The sequence below is a fragment of the Oceaniferula spumae genome (genome assembly GCF_042849255.1).
Lineage (GTDB): Bacteria > Verrucomicrobiota > Verrucomicrobiia > Verrucomicrobiales > Akkermansiaceae > Oceaniferula > Oceaniferula spumae.
In genome coordinates this window covers 23,602-41,733 of the sequence record NZ_AP026866.1, presented here as the reverse complement: position 1 = coordinate 41,733, position 18,132 = coordinate 23,602, and the positions used below count along the sequence as shown (strand labels likewise).

General features: G+C 51.0%; 15 protein-coding genes and 1 tRNA gene. 10 read left to right on the top strand and 6 right to left on the bottom strand.

The features are described 5' to 3' along the window. Nucleotides 1-23 precede the first annotated feature (23 nt). From ACSPJT_RS00195 to ACSPJT_RS00185, 3 genes are all read left to right on the top strand, one after another. Nucleotides 24-1,010, top strand: coding sequence for a SecDF P1 head subdomain-containing protein (locus ACSPJT_RS00195; RefSeq protein ID WP_435894356.1), 987 nt, complete (start codon nt 24-26; stop codon nt 1,008-1,010). 171 nt (nt 1,011-1,181) lie between these two features. Beyond that, on the top strand, nt 1,182-3,686 hold the full coding sequence (secD, locus tag ACSPJT_RS00190) for a protein translocase subunit SecD (protein ID WP_435894355.1): 2,505 nt from the start codon (nt 1,182-1,184) through the stop codon (nt 3,684-3,686). A 206-nt stretch (nt 3,687-3,892) separates the two neighbouring features. Next, nucleotides 3,893-3,967, top strand: a tRNA-Asn gene (locus tag ACSPJT_RS00185). 302 nt (nt 3,968-4,269) lie between these two features. On the opposite strand, the gene ACSPJT_RS00180 is transcribed toward ACSPJT_RS00185, so the two are convergent. Both ACSPJT_RS00180 and ACSPJT_RS00175 read right to left on the bottom strand, forming a co-directional pair. Beyond that, nucleotides 4,270-4,833: a hypothetical protein gene (locus tag ACSPJT_RS00180; RefSeq protein ID WP_435894354.1), complete on the bottom strand. Its 564-nt coding sequence runs from the start codon at nt 4,831-4,833 to the stop codon at nt 4,270-4,272. Nucleotides 4,834-5,423: 590 nt separating this feature from the next. Beyond that, complete coding sequence (locus ACSPJT_RS00175; RefSeq protein ID WP_435894353.1) at nt 5,424-6,875, bottom strand: hypothetical protein; 1,452 nt, start codon at nt 6,873-6,875, stop codon at nt 5,424-5,426. Nucleotides 6,876-7,311: 436 nt separating this feature from the next. Here ACSPJT_RS00175 and ACSPJT_RS00170 point away from each other — a divergent pair, with 436 nt between their 5' ends. The 3 genes from ACSPJT_RS00170 to ACSPJT_RS00160 all read left to right on the top strand — a co-directional run bounded on the left by ACSPJT_RS00170 (nt 7,312) and on the right by ACSPJT_RS00160 (nt 9,857). Further along, on the top strand, nt 7,312-7,659 hold the full coding sequence (locus ACSPJT_RS00170) for a low molecular weight protein tyrosine phosphatase family protein (RefSeq protein WP_435894352.1): 348 nt from the start codon (nt 7,312-7,314) through the stop codon (nt 7,657-7,659). A 156-nt stretch (nt 7,660-7,815) separates the two neighbouring features. Next, entirely contained in the window at nt 7,816-8,790 is a 975-nt protein-coding gene (locus ACSPJT_RS00165) for a ThuA domain-containing protein (RefSeq protein WP_435894351.1), read from the top strand. A gap of 104 nt (nt 8,791-8,894) precedes the next feature. Next, a complete protein-coding gene (locus ACSPJT_RS00160; RefSeq protein ID WP_435894350.1) occupies nt 8,895-9,857 on the top strand; it encodes an alpha/beta hydrolase in 963 nt (320 codons plus the stop codon). A gap of 95 nt (nt 9,858-9,952) precedes the next feature. On the opposite strand, the gene acpS is transcribed toward ACSPJT_RS00160, so the two are convergent. Both acpS and ACSPJT_RS00150 read right to left on the bottom strand, forming a co-directional pair. Further along, nucleotides 9,953-10,336, bottom strand: a complete 384-nt coding sequence (acpS, locus tag ACSPJT_RS00155; protein WP_435894349.1) for a holo-ACP synthase — start codon at nt 10,334-10,336, stop codon at nt 9,953-9,955. Beyond that, complete coding sequence (locus ACSPJT_RS00150; protein WP_435894348.1) at nt 10,333-11,079, bottom strand: pyridoxine 5'-phosphate synthase; 747 nt, start codon at nt 11,077-11,079, stop codon at nt 10,333-10,335. The genes acpS and ACSPJT_RS00150 overlap by 4 nt, the downstream gene beginning before the upstream one ends. Nucleotides 11,080-11,219: 140 nt before the next feature. Here ACSPJT_RS00150 and ACSPJT_RS00145 point away from each other — a divergent pair, with 140 nt between their 5' ends. From ACSPJT_RS00145 to ACSPJT_RS00135, 3 genes are all read left to right on the top strand, one after another. Continuing rightward, on the top strand, nt 11,220-12,068 hold the full coding sequence (locus ACSPJT_RS00145; protein WP_435894347.1) for a hypothetical protein: 849 nt from the start codon (nt 11,220-11,222) through the stop codon (nt 12,066-12,068). A gap of 46 nt (nt 12,069-12,114) precedes the next feature. Then, nucleotides 12,115-12,975 carry an NAD(P)-dependent oxidoreductase gene (locus tag ACSPJT_RS00140; protein WP_435894346.1) on the top strand — a complete coding sequence of 287 codons (861 nt, stop codon included), beginning with the start codon at nt 12,115-12,117 and terminating at the stop codon, nt 12,973-12,975. Between the two features lie 72 nt (nt 12,976-13,047). Beyond that, complete coding sequence (locus ACSPJT_RS00135) at nt 13,048-14,838, top strand: Na/Pi cotransporter family protein (protein WP_435894345.1); 1,791 nt, start codon at nt 13,048-13,050, stop codon at nt 14,836-14,838. 70 nt (nt 14,839-14,908) lie between these two features. Here the strand turns inward: ACSPJT_RS00135 and ACSPJT_RS00130 are convergent, their stop codons facing one another. Then, on the bottom strand, nt 14,909-15,154 hold the full coding sequence (locus ACSPJT_RS00130; RefSeq protein WP_435894344.1) for a hypothetical protein: 246 nt from the start codon (nt 15,152-15,154) through the stop codon (nt 14,909-14,911). A gap of 25 nt (nt 15,155-15,179) precedes the next feature. Further along, a complete protein-coding gene (locus ACSPJT_RS00125; RefSeq protein ID WP_435894343.1) occupies nt 15,180-16,667 on the bottom strand; it encodes an NfeD family protein in 1,488 nt (495 codons plus the stop codon). Between the two features lie 307 nt (nt 16,668-16,974). On the opposite strand from ACSPJT_RS00125, the gene ACSPJT_RS00120 reads away from it, so the two are divergent. Continuing rightward, on the top strand, nt 16,975-18,105 hold the full coding sequence (locus tag ACSPJT_RS00120; protein WP_435894342.1) for a DNA-directed RNA polymerase subunit alpha: 1,131 nt from the start codon (nt 16,975-16,977) through the stop codon (nt 18,103-18,105). The last annotated feature ends 27 nt before the right edge of the window (nt 18,106-18,132 follow it).

The window sequence follows — 18,132 nt, the reverse complement described above, 5'->3', positions numbered from 1 at the left end:
CCACTGCCGCATCCATCGATCCGATGCTCACCGCATCCCTGTTTAGTGATGAACGCCTCCAGGTTTACCTGGCGGGCGTTGCTCTTTTGACCATTTTCATATGGTTCTTCACCTCCAAGAGAGGCCCGAAAGTGCGCATCTTCGTGTCAGCGCTGCTGTCAACAGTCTGCCTCGCTTTTATCCTCAATCAAACGCTGCTCAAAAATCAGCCTATTGATCCTGACGCCCCAAAGGCGACGGTAGAGCAAATCGGTGGCAACATTCTCACAGTCCGTATTTTGCCCGGCACAGACAATACCGGCCAGCTAGTCGCGGTGACTCAAGACGTCGTCGATCAAACGATCAAGTCCGTCGAAAACAGACTCCAACAAATTGGATTCACCAATATCCGGGTGAAACATGATGCGAACGACATCATTCGTGTTGAGCTGGCGGGCAGTTCCTCCGAGGAAGCTCAACAGGCCTCAACTCTATTGCAAAAATTTGCCAAGCTAGAGTTCAAAAGCTTACACCCAGACAGCAGAGTGCTGGCTGACCGAGTGGCTGCTGATCCTGATAATGAAATCATTCCGGGCTATGACCTCGCAGTGCTACGGGACACCGATGAGGAAGGGCGCGTCACAAGTGAAAACATCCTGATAGCCCGACGGCCCGCACTGAACGGTTCGTATATAGTTCATGCTCAAGAACTCTACGGTCCATACGAGGGACAACTCTCTGTCGAACTCAGTCAAGCGGGTGGTTCGAAAATGCTCGCCTTGACCGAATCCATGACCCACGGCCGAGACAGGCTCGCCATTGTGCTCGATGACGAAGTTCTCACCGCACCGGTGGTCCAAGACGCGATATCAAGCAAGTTCCAGATTTCGGGTTTGTCTGACGCCGCTGAAGCAAAGTCCCTAGCTGCGGCATTGTTGAATCCACTCACGCATCCGCTTCGTGTCGAAGAACTGCGCTCAGTCTCCGCCGAACTAGCCAAATCATCGCCGACATCAGCTGAAAAAGAATAAGACCAGTCCTGCGCAAGCCGTAGTCACTGGAATCGACCACCCTAAGATATTCAATTCCCGCAATCCCCCGCTTGCCAAATAGACCATCTCCGTCTACATGCACCCTTCGCCGTGCGCAAATGCTAACGGCCGACACCTTTCCCATTCACAGATAACTAATAACCGACAACCATGCTAGCCTCTCTCTTAAGTGACGACCGTCTTCTGGTCTTTCTCGCAGGTCTTGGACTACTTGCCCTTTTCTTCTGGTACTTTGCGACCGATTTTGAGCGTAAGAAGCGCAATATCGGCACCATCATCGTCGCTTTGATTGCGGTGTTCAGTATGCTTTCCATCGTCCCTAGTGAGAAATGGGGTGATGTGATCACAGGCAAGACCCCCATCACTGAGGCATCCAATCTCAAAGGTGGTATTGACCTGATCGGTGGTTCCTCGTTCACCCTGCGTGTTCAGCCCAGCAAAGACAGCAATGGCGAACCTGTTCCAGTCAGCTCTAACGCTGTGCAACAAGCGATCAAGACTGTCGAAGATCGTCTCAACGCATTCGGAACCAGCGACCTCCTGATCATTGCCCAAGGTGATGACAGAATCCTCGTTCAAATGCCCGGTGTGACTCCAGAAGCCGCGAAGAACGTTCGCGACACCTTGGAAAAAATTGCCAAACTTGAACTCAAAACCGTCCACCCTGAGAGCCGTTTGCTCGCCGACCGAGTAGCTGCCGATCCAGACAACGAAATCGTTCCTGGCTATGAGCTTAAAGTGCTTCGTGACACGGACGACGATGGTAAAGCCACCTCGGAAAACATTCTCATCAGCCGCCGCGCTGCATTGGACGGATCCTACGTCGTCCACGCTCAGGAACTCTACGGCCCATACGAAGGTGAACTCTCCGTTGAGCTCAACAACGATGGTGCTACCAAGATGTTTGACCTCACCAAGCAGATGACTCATGGTCGCGACCGTTTGGCAATTGTTCTCGATGGCGAAGTGCTCAGTGCTCCTGTCGTGCAAGCATCCCTCAGCCAGAAATTCCAGATCTCCGGAATGGCTGACGCCGCCGAAGCCAAGTCTCTGGCAGCCGCTCTTCTCAACCCTCTGAAAAACCCCCTCCTCGTCGAGGAGCAACGCGCCGTCTCCGCCACACTTGGTAAAGAGACCGTTCATCAAGGTATTTCCGCAGGTATCGCTGGTCTTGGCCTGACGATGATCTTCGTTCTCGTTTACTACCGCTTCGCCGGTGTGATCGCCCTGATCGGTCTGGTATTCAACATCGTGATCCTCTTCGGAACCATGGCGATGTTCGGCTTCACCTTCACTCTTCCTGGTATCGCCGGTATCATCCTCACCATCGGTGTGGCTGTGGATGCGAACGTGCTGATTTACGAACGTCTCCGTGAGGAACTGGCTGCCGGTAAGTCTCTCAAAGCCGCTATTACCGCAGCCTACGAAAAAGCCTTCTCAGCCATTTTCGATGCCAACATCACCACCCTGATCACTGCGTTGATTCTGTTCTGGCGTGCCAGTGGCACAGTCAAAGGTTTCGCGGTTACTCTGACCATCGGTATTCTGGCCTCAATGCTCGCCGCGCTGCTCTGCACCCGCGTGCTGTTCTGGTGGGGATCCGATAAGGGTGTGATCAAGAAACTCAACTTCATGAGCTTGATTCCCAAGCGTGCGGTTGATTTCCTCGGTCTTCGTAAGATTGCTTTCACAGTCTCCATTGTCCTCTTCCTCGCCGGCATCGGCGCAGTAGTCTCCAAAGGCGACAAAGCCATGGGCATCGACTTCACCGGTGGTGCTCAAATGATCTTCCAGTTCGAGGGCGATGTGAAAATCGATCAAACTGAGGCGCACGACGTCATTGAGTCACTCAGCCTGACCAAAGCTGCCAGCTCCTACGAAGAAACCAACGCCGCAGGAAACCACCTGCTGACGGTTCGCTGCTCAGAACAAGATGTTGCTAAAATCGAAGATGCCTTGCGCAAAGAGTTCCCCGCTCTCCAAGAGCAAGTCCCAGCGGTCGATAACAATGGCCAGCCACTCCTCGATGGGGAGAACAAACAAAAGCTGGAGTATAAATGGCAGATGAATGTGGAAACCGTCAGTGCCGCACTCGGTAAGGAATTCCTCACAACTGCCGTCTGGGCTCTGCTGATCGGTCTCTTCGCGATCCTGATCTACATCACCATCCGTTTCGAATTCTCCTTCGCACTCGGTGCGTTCACCGCGCTGTTCCACGATATCCTGATCTGTCTCGGTATCGTCGTTCTCAGTGGCGTTGAGCTGTCGCTGATCCACGTTGGTGCATTCCTGACCATCGCTGGTTACTCCATCAACGATACCATCGTGGTGTTTGACCGACTCCGTGAGGACCTCAAGACCAAGCGTGGCGAAGTCAAAGACGTGATGAACAACGCGATCAACACGACACTCTCCCGGACAATCCTGACCTCGCTGACCACATTTGTGGCCGTGCTGGTGCTCTACATCTACGGTGGCACTGCTCTACGCGACTTCTCCTTCACCATCATGATTGGTGTGATCATCGGAACCTACTCCTCGATCTTCATCGCTTCTCCGATCGTTTACCTCTGGAGTAAAGTGCGCGGAATCAACCTTCGCCGCGAACTTCTGGACGCCAACCTGGAGGCCGAAGTCAACCCAGCGAAGAACTAAGCGACTGAGGTTCAACCCTCAAGTTTCTGATACTAAATCTCAAACGGCGACACTGCGGTGTCGCCGTTTTTTTGTGTTTGAGAGTTGAAAAGCCCGTAGATAAAAAAATGACGTTTTTCCTACGAAAACTTCTTGCAAAGGCTCGGAATTCTGGCATTTTCCCGCCCGTCCGAGCCCCCAAAGGCAACGACAAAATGGAAATCAAATCCTGCGTAGCTCAGCGGTAGAGCGGGTGACTGTTAATCACTAGGTCCTTGGTTCGATCCCAAGCGCAGGAGCCATTTTCCACTTCACGACATACCGTGTCAGATTGTGACACATCGCGACTGAGCCCTTGATTTATCAAGGGTTTTTTCGTGTCCGCTTGGTTTGTCTCTGTGTCAGCTTGTGACACGTCTTGACCCTCTGAGACTGTTTCATGTGACACTGGCATCATAGGAGGCTGTGTGCTGATGTGATCATTCACTGGTAATGCGTTTGATCCAAATAAACACACGCCGTCAGTTTCGGATCACTATGCCGCATTTGTTTCTGCCTAATTGCCAGTGGCCCGCCATTTGTAGCTATGTTTGCTTATGGTCTACTAATACCTCAGTAGGGAGTATACAGCACTAACAACTGGTGAGACTGATAATAATAGCAAGCACGTTGCCGCGGTCTTAATTTTGTCTTTTGCCAATCTAGCATTTTCTATCTTATTGTAGATGATACCGCCCATCACTATACTCTGCTTGGTTATTTCTTTTTGTGCTGCATCTCTCCCCCCGTTCTGTAAAGCACTGTAATGTTGTTCAACAAACTCTTTAGGTATCTTTCGCCCATCCCACTCGGGAAACATTACTGAAAAACTATCCTCTGTAAGCAGGCTGTGCTGCGGTAGCCATAATTTGGAGGTATACCGAAAAGTTTGATAAATGCTGTAAATTGAAACACCTATTCCCGCGAGAGCGATTAAGGCTCCGACCATTGACCAGCAATCATGCCTGTCCAAGCCTTTGGCCATAGTAATCCACCATTTACCTAATGCCAATAGGTATGCCATCATTATGAACGAGACCGTATTCAATAGAGTGGCTTTGGTATCCATCCGGGCTGCAACACTCTGTACATTTTCATAGCCTCGTTCTGTTAGTTCATTGATATCCATTTTTGTGATGATTTTTTAGTTATCTGATTAGGCCTAATTGAATCCCTTTAATCAGCTGGTCCTCTGCTTTTTCAATACCGTGTTCATATCCTCCCCACTCAGGTAGCCATTCAGTTAGTGATTCGCAAAAACCTACGTTGTGCTTATTAATTAAATTTTCAACATTTCTAACAAGCCATTGTGCCCCAAGGTCAGCTAGGTCATCTAGCTTGATACCACTGGAATACCTTCGATTCAAAACGTACGTCCATTCACGGTTGAACACCCAACATAGCTCACCATGGTTATATACATGCCAATCTATGTTTCTAGTCATCCAACACTCATCGCAGTAGACCTCGGGAGCATAAAAGCCTTTCCCATTCAGGCCAAGTATCGACATTAAGATACGAACCCTGATAGGAACTAATACACCGCTACGCATTTCCAATTTACAATGAATCCAATGACCCTCAATTCTACAATTGTGCAAGCGTTCATGCTCTAGCAATGAGTCTCTGAGCATAAGGTTGAAATGTGGGTCTACAGCTGGCATAGTGATGGGATTCCCCCTCCTCATATCACGGAGATACCACCTCGCCAAAATCCACTTATTGGATCCGCTCATAATCGAAATGTTCGTTCGTTGGAGGCAAGGATACACCAGTCGAGATTGCAACCGTGCCTCTAGTCGCGATGTGTATTCTTCGGGCTTTTCTTAAATCTTCCAATTTTGCAATTTCAAACAAACTGTTAGCAGGAACAAATAACCTTTTGTAGTGGTCACTCAACGTTTTTTTATCTTCGCCAAATATCACAAGCTCACCTACAGGTATATCAATCTGGTCGTGAGCATCGGAAGAACGCCTCACACCCACACCGGAGCTGATCAAGAAAGTTCTCTGGTTCAAGGTGAGCCGGGCAATTAATATATTTCCGTGCTGATTCACATTAATCCCTCCTCCTGCTGTAGCATATGCCCAGCCTCCGACTCCACCGACTGGTGTCAATTCCAGAGCTTCCATCTTGCCTTCAAAGTCCAAACAAAGCTCAACAGCATCATTTCTCTGCGCTCGTTCGTATTCTCTCGCATCATCAAAGGTTGCAATAATCGTGTAACAATCCCCAGCCCATGCAAGCTGTACCAGATCTAGCTTATGTTCTTGTGCAAAAGCACGCCCCTCTTGCATTATCGTTAGTAGTCGGCTCACTAAATCACTAAGCGCAGCCGGGTTGCCATAGGCCGCCATCACAGCATTTGTGAAGCCATCTAAATCAGCGCGGAAGACAAACGCGAAATAAGATTTCGGTGCTTCAACCGAACCGTTTGGCTGGACTAAAGGCTTTCGTTTGGGGAAGTCTGCAGCCTCTTTCGCGTGGATTACTGAAGTATAATGAGCATTAATTACTGGAACCTCCTGCATGCTGGCAGCCTTGACTAGTTGTGTATGAATTCCCGCGTGATCGGCTTCATTGAGGAGAACCCGTCTTTTATACCCGCCTGGCTCGCCCTTCACCAGAATGACCTCTCCATCGTTTAAGTCACTCAAAGCTTTCGCAGGAGCATTTGCAGCGTGAGCGACCGAAATAATAGAATCATCTCCATGAAGATCCACTTCACTGACGAATACGGTTACCCCCCACGAACACGCGGAGGCGTAACCGGACCAATATTTTCCAGCTTTATTTTTTACCGTATTTCTAACTTCTGCGTCTAGGTAATGGCCACAGGCAGATGCAGTCATCAATGCTTGAATTTCGTCATCACCCGGAATCCAAATATGAACTCTACGCCCCTGATCCTCCAAAAGAACACCACCAAACAACATCGCAGCTTTAGCTGCTACAATACCTAGTTCTTTGATCGTATCGAGACAACGCTCGCGAGTGGCCTTATCGCTACTGGATGTAAGTCCATGCTGCAACCTCAGTTCACCATACAAATGGACTCCTGCTTGCTCGGTCACGTCAGTCGGTAGCTCTCTATTCAGAATTAGGGAACTAGCTCTTTTCTCCATTAACTCCGTTAGTGATTCGGATGAATTTATGCGAATATTTTTCATTTGTCCTAAATTAGCAAAATACGCACAAATTTACATCAATATTTTGTGCTTGATTCTAATAATCACCACATGATGTAGTGTTTTGATTCATTATGTCGATATGAAGTGGATGATTTGTTTATACTGATAAGAAAGGTCCTAATACCTTCCCGTAAAATCAGCTCAATATATATAAAATTTACCTTTTATTTGTTCGTTCGGACATCTTGTTTTTTTGTGATAACTGAACCATCTGGGTCCACGCTCTGCCTGGAGATATTTTTTAAAAACATCCACCTTCAACGGAAGACAGTTTTATATGATCTGTCAGTCTACGGTTGGCTGTCGTCCAACTGGCTGACGGATTTACGCATCCGTCCGTCATGAAGCCACGCTCTGAATTTACGCTCTGCTTATTTGATGAAAACCTGATACAGATAATGATTAATCAGTAACTATGCCAGATCCTCCCCTTCTCAATGTTCTCTTTGTCTGTGCCAAGAACCAATGGCGCAGTCCTACCGCAGCGGCGGTTTTTCGCAATGATGCACGGCTGAATGTGCAGTCGGCGGGACTTAGCCGACAGAGCCCATGTGAAATCTCCGCCAAGCTATTGCATTGGGCGGACGTGGTCATGGTGATGGAGCACGAACACGCCTCGCGCATTCGCGACCGGTTTCGTAACTCGGTTGATTTACCAGATATCGTCTCACTGGAAATTCCGGATGACTACCCTTTCATGGATGCAACCCTCATCACTCTGATCCAGTCGGCTGTGGAGGAGGTTTTGGAGTGCTATTTGTAAACATTCGATTTCCAGCTAGCCCTCTCTCGATCACTCAAGGGCGACAGTCTGAAAAGTGACTCGATATCACCTTGCTCCTTCAAGGGAACAGCCTAGTTTATGTAAGAAATAAAAAGTGCCCTCGTTATCTTTTTAACCGCTTCCAAACCAAATCACATGAAAACAACATTCCTCTGCCTGTTCACCGCTCTATGTATCTCCTCCGCCGCCAGCGCCAAGATGAAGGCCCTCATTATTGATGGTCAGAACAACCACGATGTCTGGCCTAAATCCACCATCATGATGAAACAGTATCTTGAGGAGACCGGGCTCTTCGAGGTGAAAGTCATCCGCTCCAAGTTCACCTGGAAGGGCGAGCGTGAGAAGAAATTCCTACCACTGGCCGATGCCGGCAAAACCGAGGATCTCAAAAAATCCAAGCCCGATCCCAATTTCAACCCGAAGTTCTCCGACTACGATGTGGTCATTTCCAACTTCGGATTTGGTGCTGCGGATTGGCCAAAAGCCACCCAGCAAGCATTTGAGAAATACATGAAGGAAGGCGGCGGATTCGTCTCAGTACATGCCGCCGATAACTCCTTCGGAAAATGGGAAGAGTATAACAAAATGATTGGTCTCGGTGGCTGGGGCGGTCGGAACGAAAAAAGCGGCCCATACGTCTACTACAATAACGAGGGCAAGATCGTCCGTGACACATCGCCAGGAAAATGTGGCGCCCATGGAGCCCAGCACAATATCCCCGTCACCGTACGTGTCGCCGATCACCCTATCACCAAGGGAATGCCAACCAATTGGATCACTTCCAAAGACGAGTGCTATGCCAAGCTGCGCGGACCGGCACAGAACATGACCATCCTCGCCACTGGCAAGGACATGTCGAAAAAAGCCCCTACCGATCGTCATGAGCCGATCCTCATGGTTCTCGACTACCACAAGGGTCGCGTCTTCCACACCACTCTGGGCCATGACGACTACTCCTTCGAGGGCGTTGGCTTCATCATTTCCTTCACTCGCGGAGTCGAGTGGGCGGCCACGGGCAAAGTGACCATCCCCATCCCCGAGGACTTCCCTACCGCTGAGAAAAACGTGCAACGCAAGTTCGAGGTCAAAGAAACCGCCGCTGCCGAGTAATGGTATAGACGCTCCATTGCCCATCGTAAAATGCGAACGTCTGCAAATAATCACACGTCGTTGCGCCCAGCCAACCTAACAGCCAAACTTCAACCTACCAAATCATGAGACCTCGATCCCCTCACAAGCTCACTACCTGCTGCCTCACGGCCCTGATCGCGATGACTTCGCTGTCATTTGCGCAACCCGCGAGACCAGCGAAGAAAGCTGTCGGTTATCACTCCTCCGTGCCCAAACCCACGCTAAGCTCGGTGCGCTACGGCGAACACGAGAGGCACATTCTCGATTTTTGGAAAGCAAAGTCGGACCAGCCTACTCCGCTGGTGTTTGTGATCCACGGCGGCGGCTGGGCGAACGGAAGCAAGGAATGGCTGAATCGCTTTATCGATGCTAAAGCGCTGCTTGATGCCGGTATTTCGGTGGTAGCCATCAATTACCGCTTGATGAGACACTCGCAAGACGTTTCACCACCGGTCAAAGCACCACTCCATGACGCCGCCCGCGCGCTACAATTTGTCCGCAGCAAATCCAAGGAATGGAACATTGATAAGAATCGCATTGGGGCATCTGGCGGATCGGCTGGAGCCTGCTCAAGTCTTTGGCTCGCCTACCATGATGATCTGGCAGATCCCAGCAGCAATGACCCGATCGCGCGTGAGTCCACTCGCTTGTTCTGCGCCGCCGTCAAAGCACCCCAAACCACCTTGGACCCGAAACAAATGGTGGAATGGACACCTAACAGCAAATACGGGGGCCACGCCTTTGGCAAAAAAAGTTTCGCCCAGTTTCTGGCTGAGCGTGAAAGCATCCTGCCGTGGATAGCTGAGTATTCCCCCTACGCCTTGGTCAGCTCTGACGACCCTCCGGTTTACATGTTTTTCCACTCCGCCCCAGCTGTTGGGAAAAAACAAAAAGACCCCACTCACACCGCCAACTTCGGAGTGATGCTGCAAAAGCATTGTCAGAAGAACGGCCTTGAAAGTATTGTGGTTTACCCCGGTGCGAAGGATGTTAAATACCCTACCACCACCGACTATCTCATCGCCAAACTCAAGACGGCCAAATAATTCAACGCTCTTGAGAAGATTCTAACAGGACTATTTGTAGTAAGGCAATGTATCGTCTCATTCTATAGAGATCAGACGTTCTCCCTTCCTGATATTTACTCCACCAGCACCACGGCATTCGCGGCAGCGTAATGCTGGGCGTGGGTCAGGCTTATTTTGATCTGGGCCACTTTGATATCGTCGGCAAACTTGGCACCGTCGCCTGTTAGGTAGACTTCGGGCTCTCCACTGGGACGACGACGAATTTCCATATCGAGCCAAGCGAGGTCTTTGCCAATACCGGTGCCAAAGGCCTTGGCCACGGCCTCTTTCGCCGCGAAGCGAGCAGCGTAGTGAATTTCAGGTCGCTTTTGCCGATCACAATACTCGCGTTCGGCGGTGGTGAAGACTCGGTCTGCAAAGCGATCGCCAAACTCATCCATGGAGGATGCGATACGTTCGACTTCTACCACGTCGATGCCTATGCCGTAGATGTTCATGCTTGTCCGGAGTCCATGGCATCGCGCATTTCCTTAACGGCAGCTGTTAGACCGATCTGAACGGAGCGTGCGATCAAGGTGTGGCCGATGTTGAGTTCTGCAAGATGAGGCACAGTGAGTAGTTCGGGCAGATTCTGCAGGTTGATGCCGTGGCCGGCATTGACTTGCAGCCCCAGTGAGTGGCCTAACTCTGCGGCAGTACGGAGTCGTTCGGTTTCGTTTTTACGATCGTCACCAAAAGCATTGGCGAAACAGCCGGTGTGCAACTCGATCATCTCTGCACCGATACGAGCGGACGCTTCAACTTGGTTAGAATCTGGATCAATGAACATGCTGACTTTGATTCCAGCTGCCTGAAGAGTGGATACAGTGAGCTCCAGCCCATCGTATAGACCATCAACATCGAGGCCGCCCTCTGTGGTGACCTCCTCGCGAGTTTCGGGAACGAGGCAGACGAAGTCGGGTTTCAACTTCAGTGCCATGGCGACCATTTCCTCCGTGTTGCCCATTTCAAAGTTCAGTGGCAGATCGCATTCCTCACGGATCTGATAGGCGTCCTGCTCTTGCATGTGACGACGATCGCCGCGCACATGGATAGTGATGGAGTCGGCGCCGCCGGCCTTGGCATCAAAGGCCCCCTGTAGTGGGCTGGGTTCGGCATTGGGTGAGTCCAGCATGTCGGAATAACGTGCCTGACGGAGAGTGGCGATGTGGTCGATATTAACACCGAGAAGTAAGCTCATGGATCGTGGTTTGGGTTGAGTGTGAGGAAGTGTCGTTCGTCGTGGCATTTTTCCAAGTCCCTATTCGCGAAAGATGGTAGAAAATCGAGGCCACAACAAATCCCATTGCAATTTAGCCTTTGCGGGAGTTAGTTACCGCTATGAAAACGATGTCGCGCGCTGCTGTGCTCCTATTTGCCCTGACAGCAGGTATTGCCCCTATTTCAGCCGATGAGGACGATCCCAAACCGGACGCCCGCCCTGCCGTACCGGATGACCTCATCGATGATCCCCATGTCCGTGAGGAGTTAGGTGTCAATGAATTCACCGCGCCATCGATCAAGCGCATCTTTGACGATCTTGAAAAGCTCACCCCCCTGCCCGCAGATGAACTGGTTCGCGAAATGCCCAAACGTATGCCCTTGGACCGCACGGATCTGGCACTGGAAATTGGTTTCTTGATCGCAGATGGATTCATGGCTGTGCAAGGCGGACATATGGCAAAAATCGAACCTCTCGCCAAAGACCTGCAGCGCTACGGTCGAGCTCTCGGTGCTGGTGAGCGGGTCAACCGCCACGCAGCGAGCTTGTTAGAAAATGCACGCAAGAATAACGTGGAAGCCTTGAAAAAAGAACTTACCGCTACGCAGAGGGATGTGGAGACGGACTTGATCCACCTGCGCGATGTTGACTTGGCTCACCTGATTTCTCTGGGTGGCTGGGTTAGAGCATTGGAAGTCAGCTCGCATGCTGTTCAGAAAAAATACACGGATGAACGCGCCAAACAGCTCTACCGCGAAGACATTGCAGATTACTACGAGGGCATCATCGGATCGCTCGACCCTCGTATTTCCGAGCGTGATAATTTAAAGGAGATGCGTAAAATCATCGCTGAACTACGTGACATCATGATTCTTGAAGAAGGCAAAAAACCGAATGAACAAACTGTTAAGTCAATTTCTGCTTCAGCTGGAAAACTGGCTACGCTTGCACTAACTCGGAAGAAATAGCTATCGCCTGAGAACACACATCGGATTGATTATCTTCTAACGACTCATGTCATCTGAGACAGACTCCTCGCTGCCAACTGTCGCCGTCTTTGGACTCGGAATTATCGGATCGCGCTGTGCCGACCAACTTCTGAACCAAGGCTATCATGTCAAAACGTGGAACCGGACGCCCAAAGAGCGGGCTGACAGTGAATCCGATCCAATTTCCGCCGCCGAGGGGGCTGACTACCTCGCTTTCTACCTGAAAGACGGCATCGCTCTGCGTGAGGTATTCAGCAGCATCCAAAACCAATTGAAACCGAGTCAAACGGTTCTGAATCACTCAACGGTCGATTTAGAAACCACCAAATGGCTGGCGGAGCAATGCGAGGAGATTGGTTGTTCGTTTCTGGATGCTCCATTTACAGGCAGCAAAGTGGCGGCAGGACAAGGGGCGCTGGTTTACTACGTGGGTGGAGACAGCGAAGTATTGGAATCCGCTCGTCAGGTATTGGAGATCACCTCCAAGGAGATCAAACCTTTGGGCCCTGTCGGAAGTGCTACCGTGGTGAAGATTGCCACCAATCTGATCTCCGCCAGCACCGTACAGGCGCTGGCCGAGGCTCTTGCGATCACGAACGCCTATGGAATTCAACCAGAGGTTCTTACCGAATCTGTAGCCTCCAATGCCAGCGGATCCGTTCTCGCCAGCATGAAGCTCCCTACGATGGCTATCGGCGATTACGACACCCACTTTTCCTTGGAAAACATGCTGAAGGATAGCCGTTTTGCGCTTCAGCTGGCTGGCGATGCGGGGCTGGAGACCCCGGGAATCCAAGCCACTTCAGCGGCTATGGAGGCCCAATGTAAAAAAGGACATGCGCATCTTGACTTCTCCGCGCTGTTCAAGGCATATGATACGGCGTAATCGCTGTGTGACAAACTTGTCACACAGCAAGTGTTACAGATTTGACACACACTCACTATTTCCGCCCTGCACATGACCTCCTATTCAATTCTGGCCGCCACAAATCCCGTCTGGGGCACTATTGTCACACTTCTTACCATCCTAGGTTCACTCGGTATTTTCCTCTATGGCATGAAAGTCATGTCCGAGGGCATTCAAAAAGCCGCTGGCGGTGGCATGCGGAAAGCCTTGGCCACATTAACACACAACCGAGTCAGCTCGGTGTTCACCGGCTTTTTCACCACTTCACTGGTGCAGTCATCCTCTGCTACCACTGTGCTGGTAGTCAGTTTTGCCAATGCAGGTTTGCTCACACTGGTCGAGTCCATTGGTGTCATCATGGGAGCCAACCTGGGAACTACCATCACGGCATGGCTGGTTGCTTGGATCGGTAAATTCAGCGTCGCCAAGGTAGCTCTCCCTATAATCGGGGTGGGTCTGCCGATGTTCTTCATCGGTAAGGAAAAGATCAAGGCCACAGGTGAGGGCCTGATCGGTTTTGGTCTCTTGTTCACCGGTCTGGCTGCGTTAAAAAATGCGGTGCCTGATTTGAAAAGCGGCGTGGCTGAAAATGCTCAATTGCAGCAGCAGGTCCAAGAAATCATCGGCTTCCTCAATAGCTTCGGCCCCGGATCAACGGTGCTATTCCTCATCGCTGGTATTTTACTCACGGTCATGGTGCAGTCGTCCTCTGCCGCCATGGCAATCACCATCACCTGCGCCTGGAATGGTTGGTTTGGAACCGATCCACTGGACGCCTTCTACATTTCCGCTGCAGTGGTGCTGGGCGAAAACATCGGAACCACGGTTACAGCATGGCTGGCCTCCATCGGCACCAGTGTGAATGCCAAGCGTGCTGCGCGGGCCCACTTCTTGTTCAACGTGGTGGGAACCATATGGGCAGTGGCATTATTCTGGCTGTTGATTCCATTCATATGGAGTCTGGTCGATTATTTCCCGAAGGAACTTGTGGAAATCAAAACCAAGAAAGGAGAGCCTGGAAACCCGCTGACCGTCGTTGCTTTCGCAGTCGCCTTGTTCCACACCTTGTTTAACCTGATGAACATTCTCTTGCTGATTTGGTTTGTTCCACAGATAGCCAATATCGTGCAGAAATGGGTCAAGGACCCCGCGGCTAGCTCCAAGCCAGAGCAACACCACTTGCGCTACATTTCCCAGACACTGGTCGACCTTGGTGAGCTCAACATCGCCGAGGCGGAGAATGCTATCCGCAAGATGTCCAAGCAATGTGTGAAAATGTTCAATGGCTTTATCGACGTCTTTGAACACCCGAAAGACGACATGTCTTCTCAAGTGGTGGCCCTCAAGATGATTGAAGACGAGGCTGATGTCATGATGCAGGAAATCACCGAGTATCTGGTGCGCTGTTCGTCCAAAGATATCGGTACACACAACGCCACCCGCATCGCCGGCATGCTCCGTATCACCCAGGAGCTGGAGGAATGTGTCGACTGCATCTATCGCCTGGTGAAGCTCAATGAGCGTCGCTACAAGAAAGGCCGTCAGTTTTCCACGGACCAAGTTGAATCTTTACGTGAATACGCAGGGAACACTGCCCGCTTTATTCAGTTCACTGACTCCCAGCTGCTCAGTGACATTACCCGTGAGCAAATGGACAAGGCAATGGCCATGGTGAACACATCCACCACCATGCGTAAGAAATTCAACAAGAGCGCGATGAAACGCATGACCGATGGCGATGTTCGTCTGGAGATGATCAACATCGATATGAACAACCACTTCGAAGCGGTCGCCAATCACGCGCTACACGTGGTGCAGGCCAGCAAGTCGATGCATGAGTAAAAAGGCAGTGGTGCTAAACCGCTAACGCCTTCGCCGAGGAACGTCCACTCGCCCTGACTGGTTGACTGTGTCAGGCCCGATACCACACCACCGTAATTCCAGACAAACTGGAATGAAAGGTCTGGATCTGCACGATCTCGATATCAGGATTTTGATTCATCCATGCCTCTGCTTTCTGGTGTGAGGCCTCTATCAGACTGTAGTCAAAAGTTACATGGCCGAGACGCATGCTCTTGGACTCTACGAACTGCGCTCTCTGGATAAGACGCCGATCCTGCTCAACAGATGCCGGAGGTAAAGGTGGTGGATTTTCCATGATTTGGTCCGATGAGTTTTGAGGCTCAAGCATCGGCTTGTTCGGCATCACCAGCCTCCTTCACCTGAATTCGCATTCCGTCCTCGGAAATGATCACGACATCTTGGCCTGAGGCGATGAAGCCGTTGGCTGCTGTGATATCCAGAACCGTGCCATCGAACTCCCCTTTTCCGGCAGGGCGCAGGTCAGTGATGGTTTTTCCTTTTTGGCCCAATCGATCACTCTGGGTAGTTGCCGTCTCAATGCCAGAGCCTTTGACCAATTCACGGCTCATGACCAGTCGGTTAAAGATAGGTGCAGACGGCAGGAAACGCATCATCAATAAGATCAAGATCACCGCCCCAATCAATCCCGCAGCAAGTGCCAGAGATGGTCCGGTGATGAAATTCCAAGCATTTTCAGAATCCCAGCCGCGTATGCGATTATCATCGAATGCGAAGCCGTCGACCATCGATAAGAACAAAGAGACAAGAACCATCACTCCCCCCACGATTCCCGGAATCAAAGTCCCCGGCAGAACAAAAAATTCTACAATCACAAGAATCACCCCGATGATAAACAGCACCATCAGCCCGTAGCCTGCCATATTTCCGGCGAGATAATTGCCGAAGAAAAACAGTCCGAACGACAGTAAGGATATTCCCCCACCCAGTCCGAACCCAGGGGTTTTCATTTCCAGATACGCACCTCCAATTCCTACCAGAATCAAAACAGCCGACATCGCGGTCGTCCAATAAGCGAATTTCTCCATGCCTGACGGCTCAGCGCGGATCACCTCGACATCAGCGAGACCTTCCCTTTGCAGCAACTCGTCGACGGTTTTCACGATCCCTTTGGCCAGTAATGGTTTACCCTCAAAATCTGAAGCTGCCTCTGACGCCGTTAGGGACAGTAGCTTTCCCTGCTCCACCTGAATCTTGCCAAAGTTGAAATATTCGTCTCGGAACATCATGGCGCGCAAAACATCCGGATTGCGTCCCTTGCTCTCGGAAACAGTGCGAACAAAGGCATCAAAAGCGGACTCCAACTTAGCCCGCATCACCTCGTCGATCTCGGCACCATTGCCATTGACCAATGCCGCAGCCCCAATGGCAGATACCGGGTGCATGTATATACCATCAGTTCCAGCAGCCACTAACGCACCTGCGCTGAGAGCCTGCTGGTTAACGAAGGCATAGGATGGAACCTCCAGCTTCTGCATCTGCACCATGATCAGATCGGCTGTATCCATCGCCAGTCCCCCAGGAGTGTCCAATTCGAAGACCACAGCCCTCGCTTTTTCCTCATTCACCCGCTCGATGACCCGCCGCCAGAATTTAAAGGCGTGTTTGTTGACCAAATCTTTTTTGCCAACCTCGATCACCACCACCTTGCCAGCGAAACTTTCCTCGTCCGACTTGCCGAAGACCCGTTTCTCGGCATTGGCGGATGCCGAGAATACAGTCAGAATGATGCTACAAAGCAGCAAGCGGAGCAGTGGTCGGCAGAATGTCAGGGCGGGAGCGAGCTTCATGCCAGCAACTTACACATGTTGGGGAAAAAACAATACATGAAAGCGGCGCAACTAGCAGATTCATCACAGGGTGGACCACCCATTCGGCGGCTCGCTGCTGAGCAGCACCAGACAAGCTGTTCAGATACAATCGTACAAAGCAGCAAAATCGCAAAAAAACGATTGCATTCCGCCTACACTTCACCTTAATTCCCCGCCCCGCGAGTCAATAATCGCCGTAGGTCCTCTGAAAATCTGCCAACTGTCAATCCTTGACGATCCGCTGATCCATACTCGCCAGAGGGTAACCCGGTAACCCAGAAATACCATGTCCGAAGACACAACTAATACTACTGAAACCACAGAAGAAGCAAAAGATACAGCGTTCAAGCTGGATCGTTTTGAACTCCCAAACCGCCTGACCAAGAACGAGGACACTGAGTCCGACCTTTACGCCCAGTTCACCGCTGAGCCTTTTGAAGGTGGTTATGGCCACACCATTGGTAACTCACTTCGCCGCGTGCTGCTTTCCTCTCTTGAGGGTGCCGCTATCACTTCTGTGCGTATCGCCGGTGTCCAACACGAATTCTCCAGCCTTCCTGGCTGCGTGGAAGACGTCACCGACATCATCCTCAACCTCAAGAAGGTCAAGTTCAAGCACCACGGCAAAGAGCCTCGCGTTCTTACTATCAAGCTTGAAAAAGAAGGCGTTGTCACAGCCGCTGACATCAACGACGACAACATGTATGAAGTGGTCAACAAGGACCAAATCATCTGCACACTTGACCGCAAGGTGAAGTTTGACTGCGAATTCGAAGTCAAAGTCGGCCGTGGATTCAACACCGGCGACGAGAACAAGCGCAAGGACATGCCGATCGGCGTCATCGCCATCGACTCCATTTTCTCACCTGTCGTCCGCGTCAAGTACGCCGTCGAAGCCACCCGTGTTGGTCAAATGACTGACTACGACAAACTGGTTCTCGATGTCTGGACCGACGGTCGCGTCGAGCCATCTGATGCATTGCTTCAAGCTTCCGCTATCCTTCGTCACCACCTCGACGTCTTCGTCAACTACGATGAAAACGCCGTCGACTTCGAAGAAGCACCAGCCGAGCAGAGCGAAGAGAACGCCGCACTCAAGAAACTGCTCAACATGAGCGTCAACGAGATCGAACTCTCCGTTCGTGCCGCCAACTGCCTCAACAACGCGAACATCACCACCGTTGGACAGCTGGCCACCAAGACAGAAGCAGAAATGCTCAAATACCGCAACTTCGGTAAGAAGTCTCTCAATGAGATCAAGGAGAAGCTCGTTGAGCTTGGCCTCGGCCTCGGCATGAACATCGATCCTTCCCTGCTCACCGGAGCGCTGCCATCAGTGGCTGCACCTCGCCTCGGTGCCGAAGAAGAAGCTCCTGTCGGACTTGCTGACCTTATCGCACAAAACCTTAATGATTAATACCGGATCGCATCTGATCCACTAACT

Bases quoted from the DNA above. Each gene is read 5' to 3' on its own strand.
- ACSPJT_RS00195 (WP_435894356.1), top strand. From the start codon at position 24: ATGCTCACCGCATCCCTGTTTAGTGATGAACGCCTCCAGGTTTACCTG.
- secD (WP_435894355.1), top strand. From the start codon at position 1,182: ATGCTAGCCTCTCTCTTAAGTGACGACCGTCTTCTGGTCTTTCTCGCA.
- ACSPJT_RS00180 (WP_435894354.1), bottom strand. From the start codon at position 4,833: ATGGATATCAATGAACTAACAGAACGAGGCTATGAAAATGTACAGAGT.
- ACSPJT_RS00175 (WP_435894353.1), bottom strand. From the start codon at position 6,875: ATGAAAAATATTCGCATAAATTCATCCGAATCACTAACGGAGTTAATG.
- ACSPJT_RS00170 (WP_435894352.1), top strand. From the start codon at position 7,312: ATGCCAGATCCTCCCCTTCTCAATGTTCTCTTTGTCTGTGCCAAGAAC.
- ACSPJT_RS00165 (WP_435894351.1), top strand. From the start codon at position 7,816: ATGAAAACAACATTCCTCTGCCTGTTCACCGCTCTATGTATCTCCTCC.
- ACSPJT_RS00160 (WP_435894350.1), top strand. From the start codon at position 8,895: ATGAGACCTCGATCCCCTCACAAGCTCACTACCTGCTGCCTCACGGCC.
- acpS (WP_435894349.1), bottom strand. From the start codon at position 10,336: ATGAACATCTACGGCATAGGCATCGACGTGGTAGAAGTCGAACGTATC.
- ACSPJT_RS00150 (WP_435894348.1), bottom strand. From the start codon at position 11,079: ATGAGCTTACTTCTCGGTGTTAATATCGACCACATCGCCACTCTCCGT.
- ACSPJT_RS00145 (WP_435894347.1), top strand. From the start codon at position 11,220: ATGAAAACGATGTCGCGCGCTGCTGTGCTCCTATTTGCCCTGACAGCA.
- ACSPJT_RS00140 (WP_435894346.1), top strand. From the start codon at position 12,115: ATGTCATCTGAGACAGACTCCTCGCTGCCAACTGTCGCCGTCTTTGGA.
- ACSPJT_RS00135 (WP_435894345.1), top strand. From the start codon at position 13,048: ATGACCTCCTATTCAATTCTGGCCGCCACAAATCCCGTCTGGGGCACT.
- ACSPJT_RS00130 (WP_435894344.1), bottom strand. From the start codon at position 15,154: ATGGAAAATCCACCACCTTTACCTCCGGCATCTGTTGAGCAGGATCGG.
- ACSPJT_RS00125 (WP_435894343.1), bottom strand. From the start codon at position 16,667: ATGAAGCTCGCTCCCGCCCTGACATTCTGCCGACCACTGCTCCGCTTG.
- ACSPJT_RS00120 (WP_435894342.1), top strand. From the start codon at position 16,975: ATGTCCGAAGACACAACTAATACTACTGAAACCACAGAAGAAGCAAAA.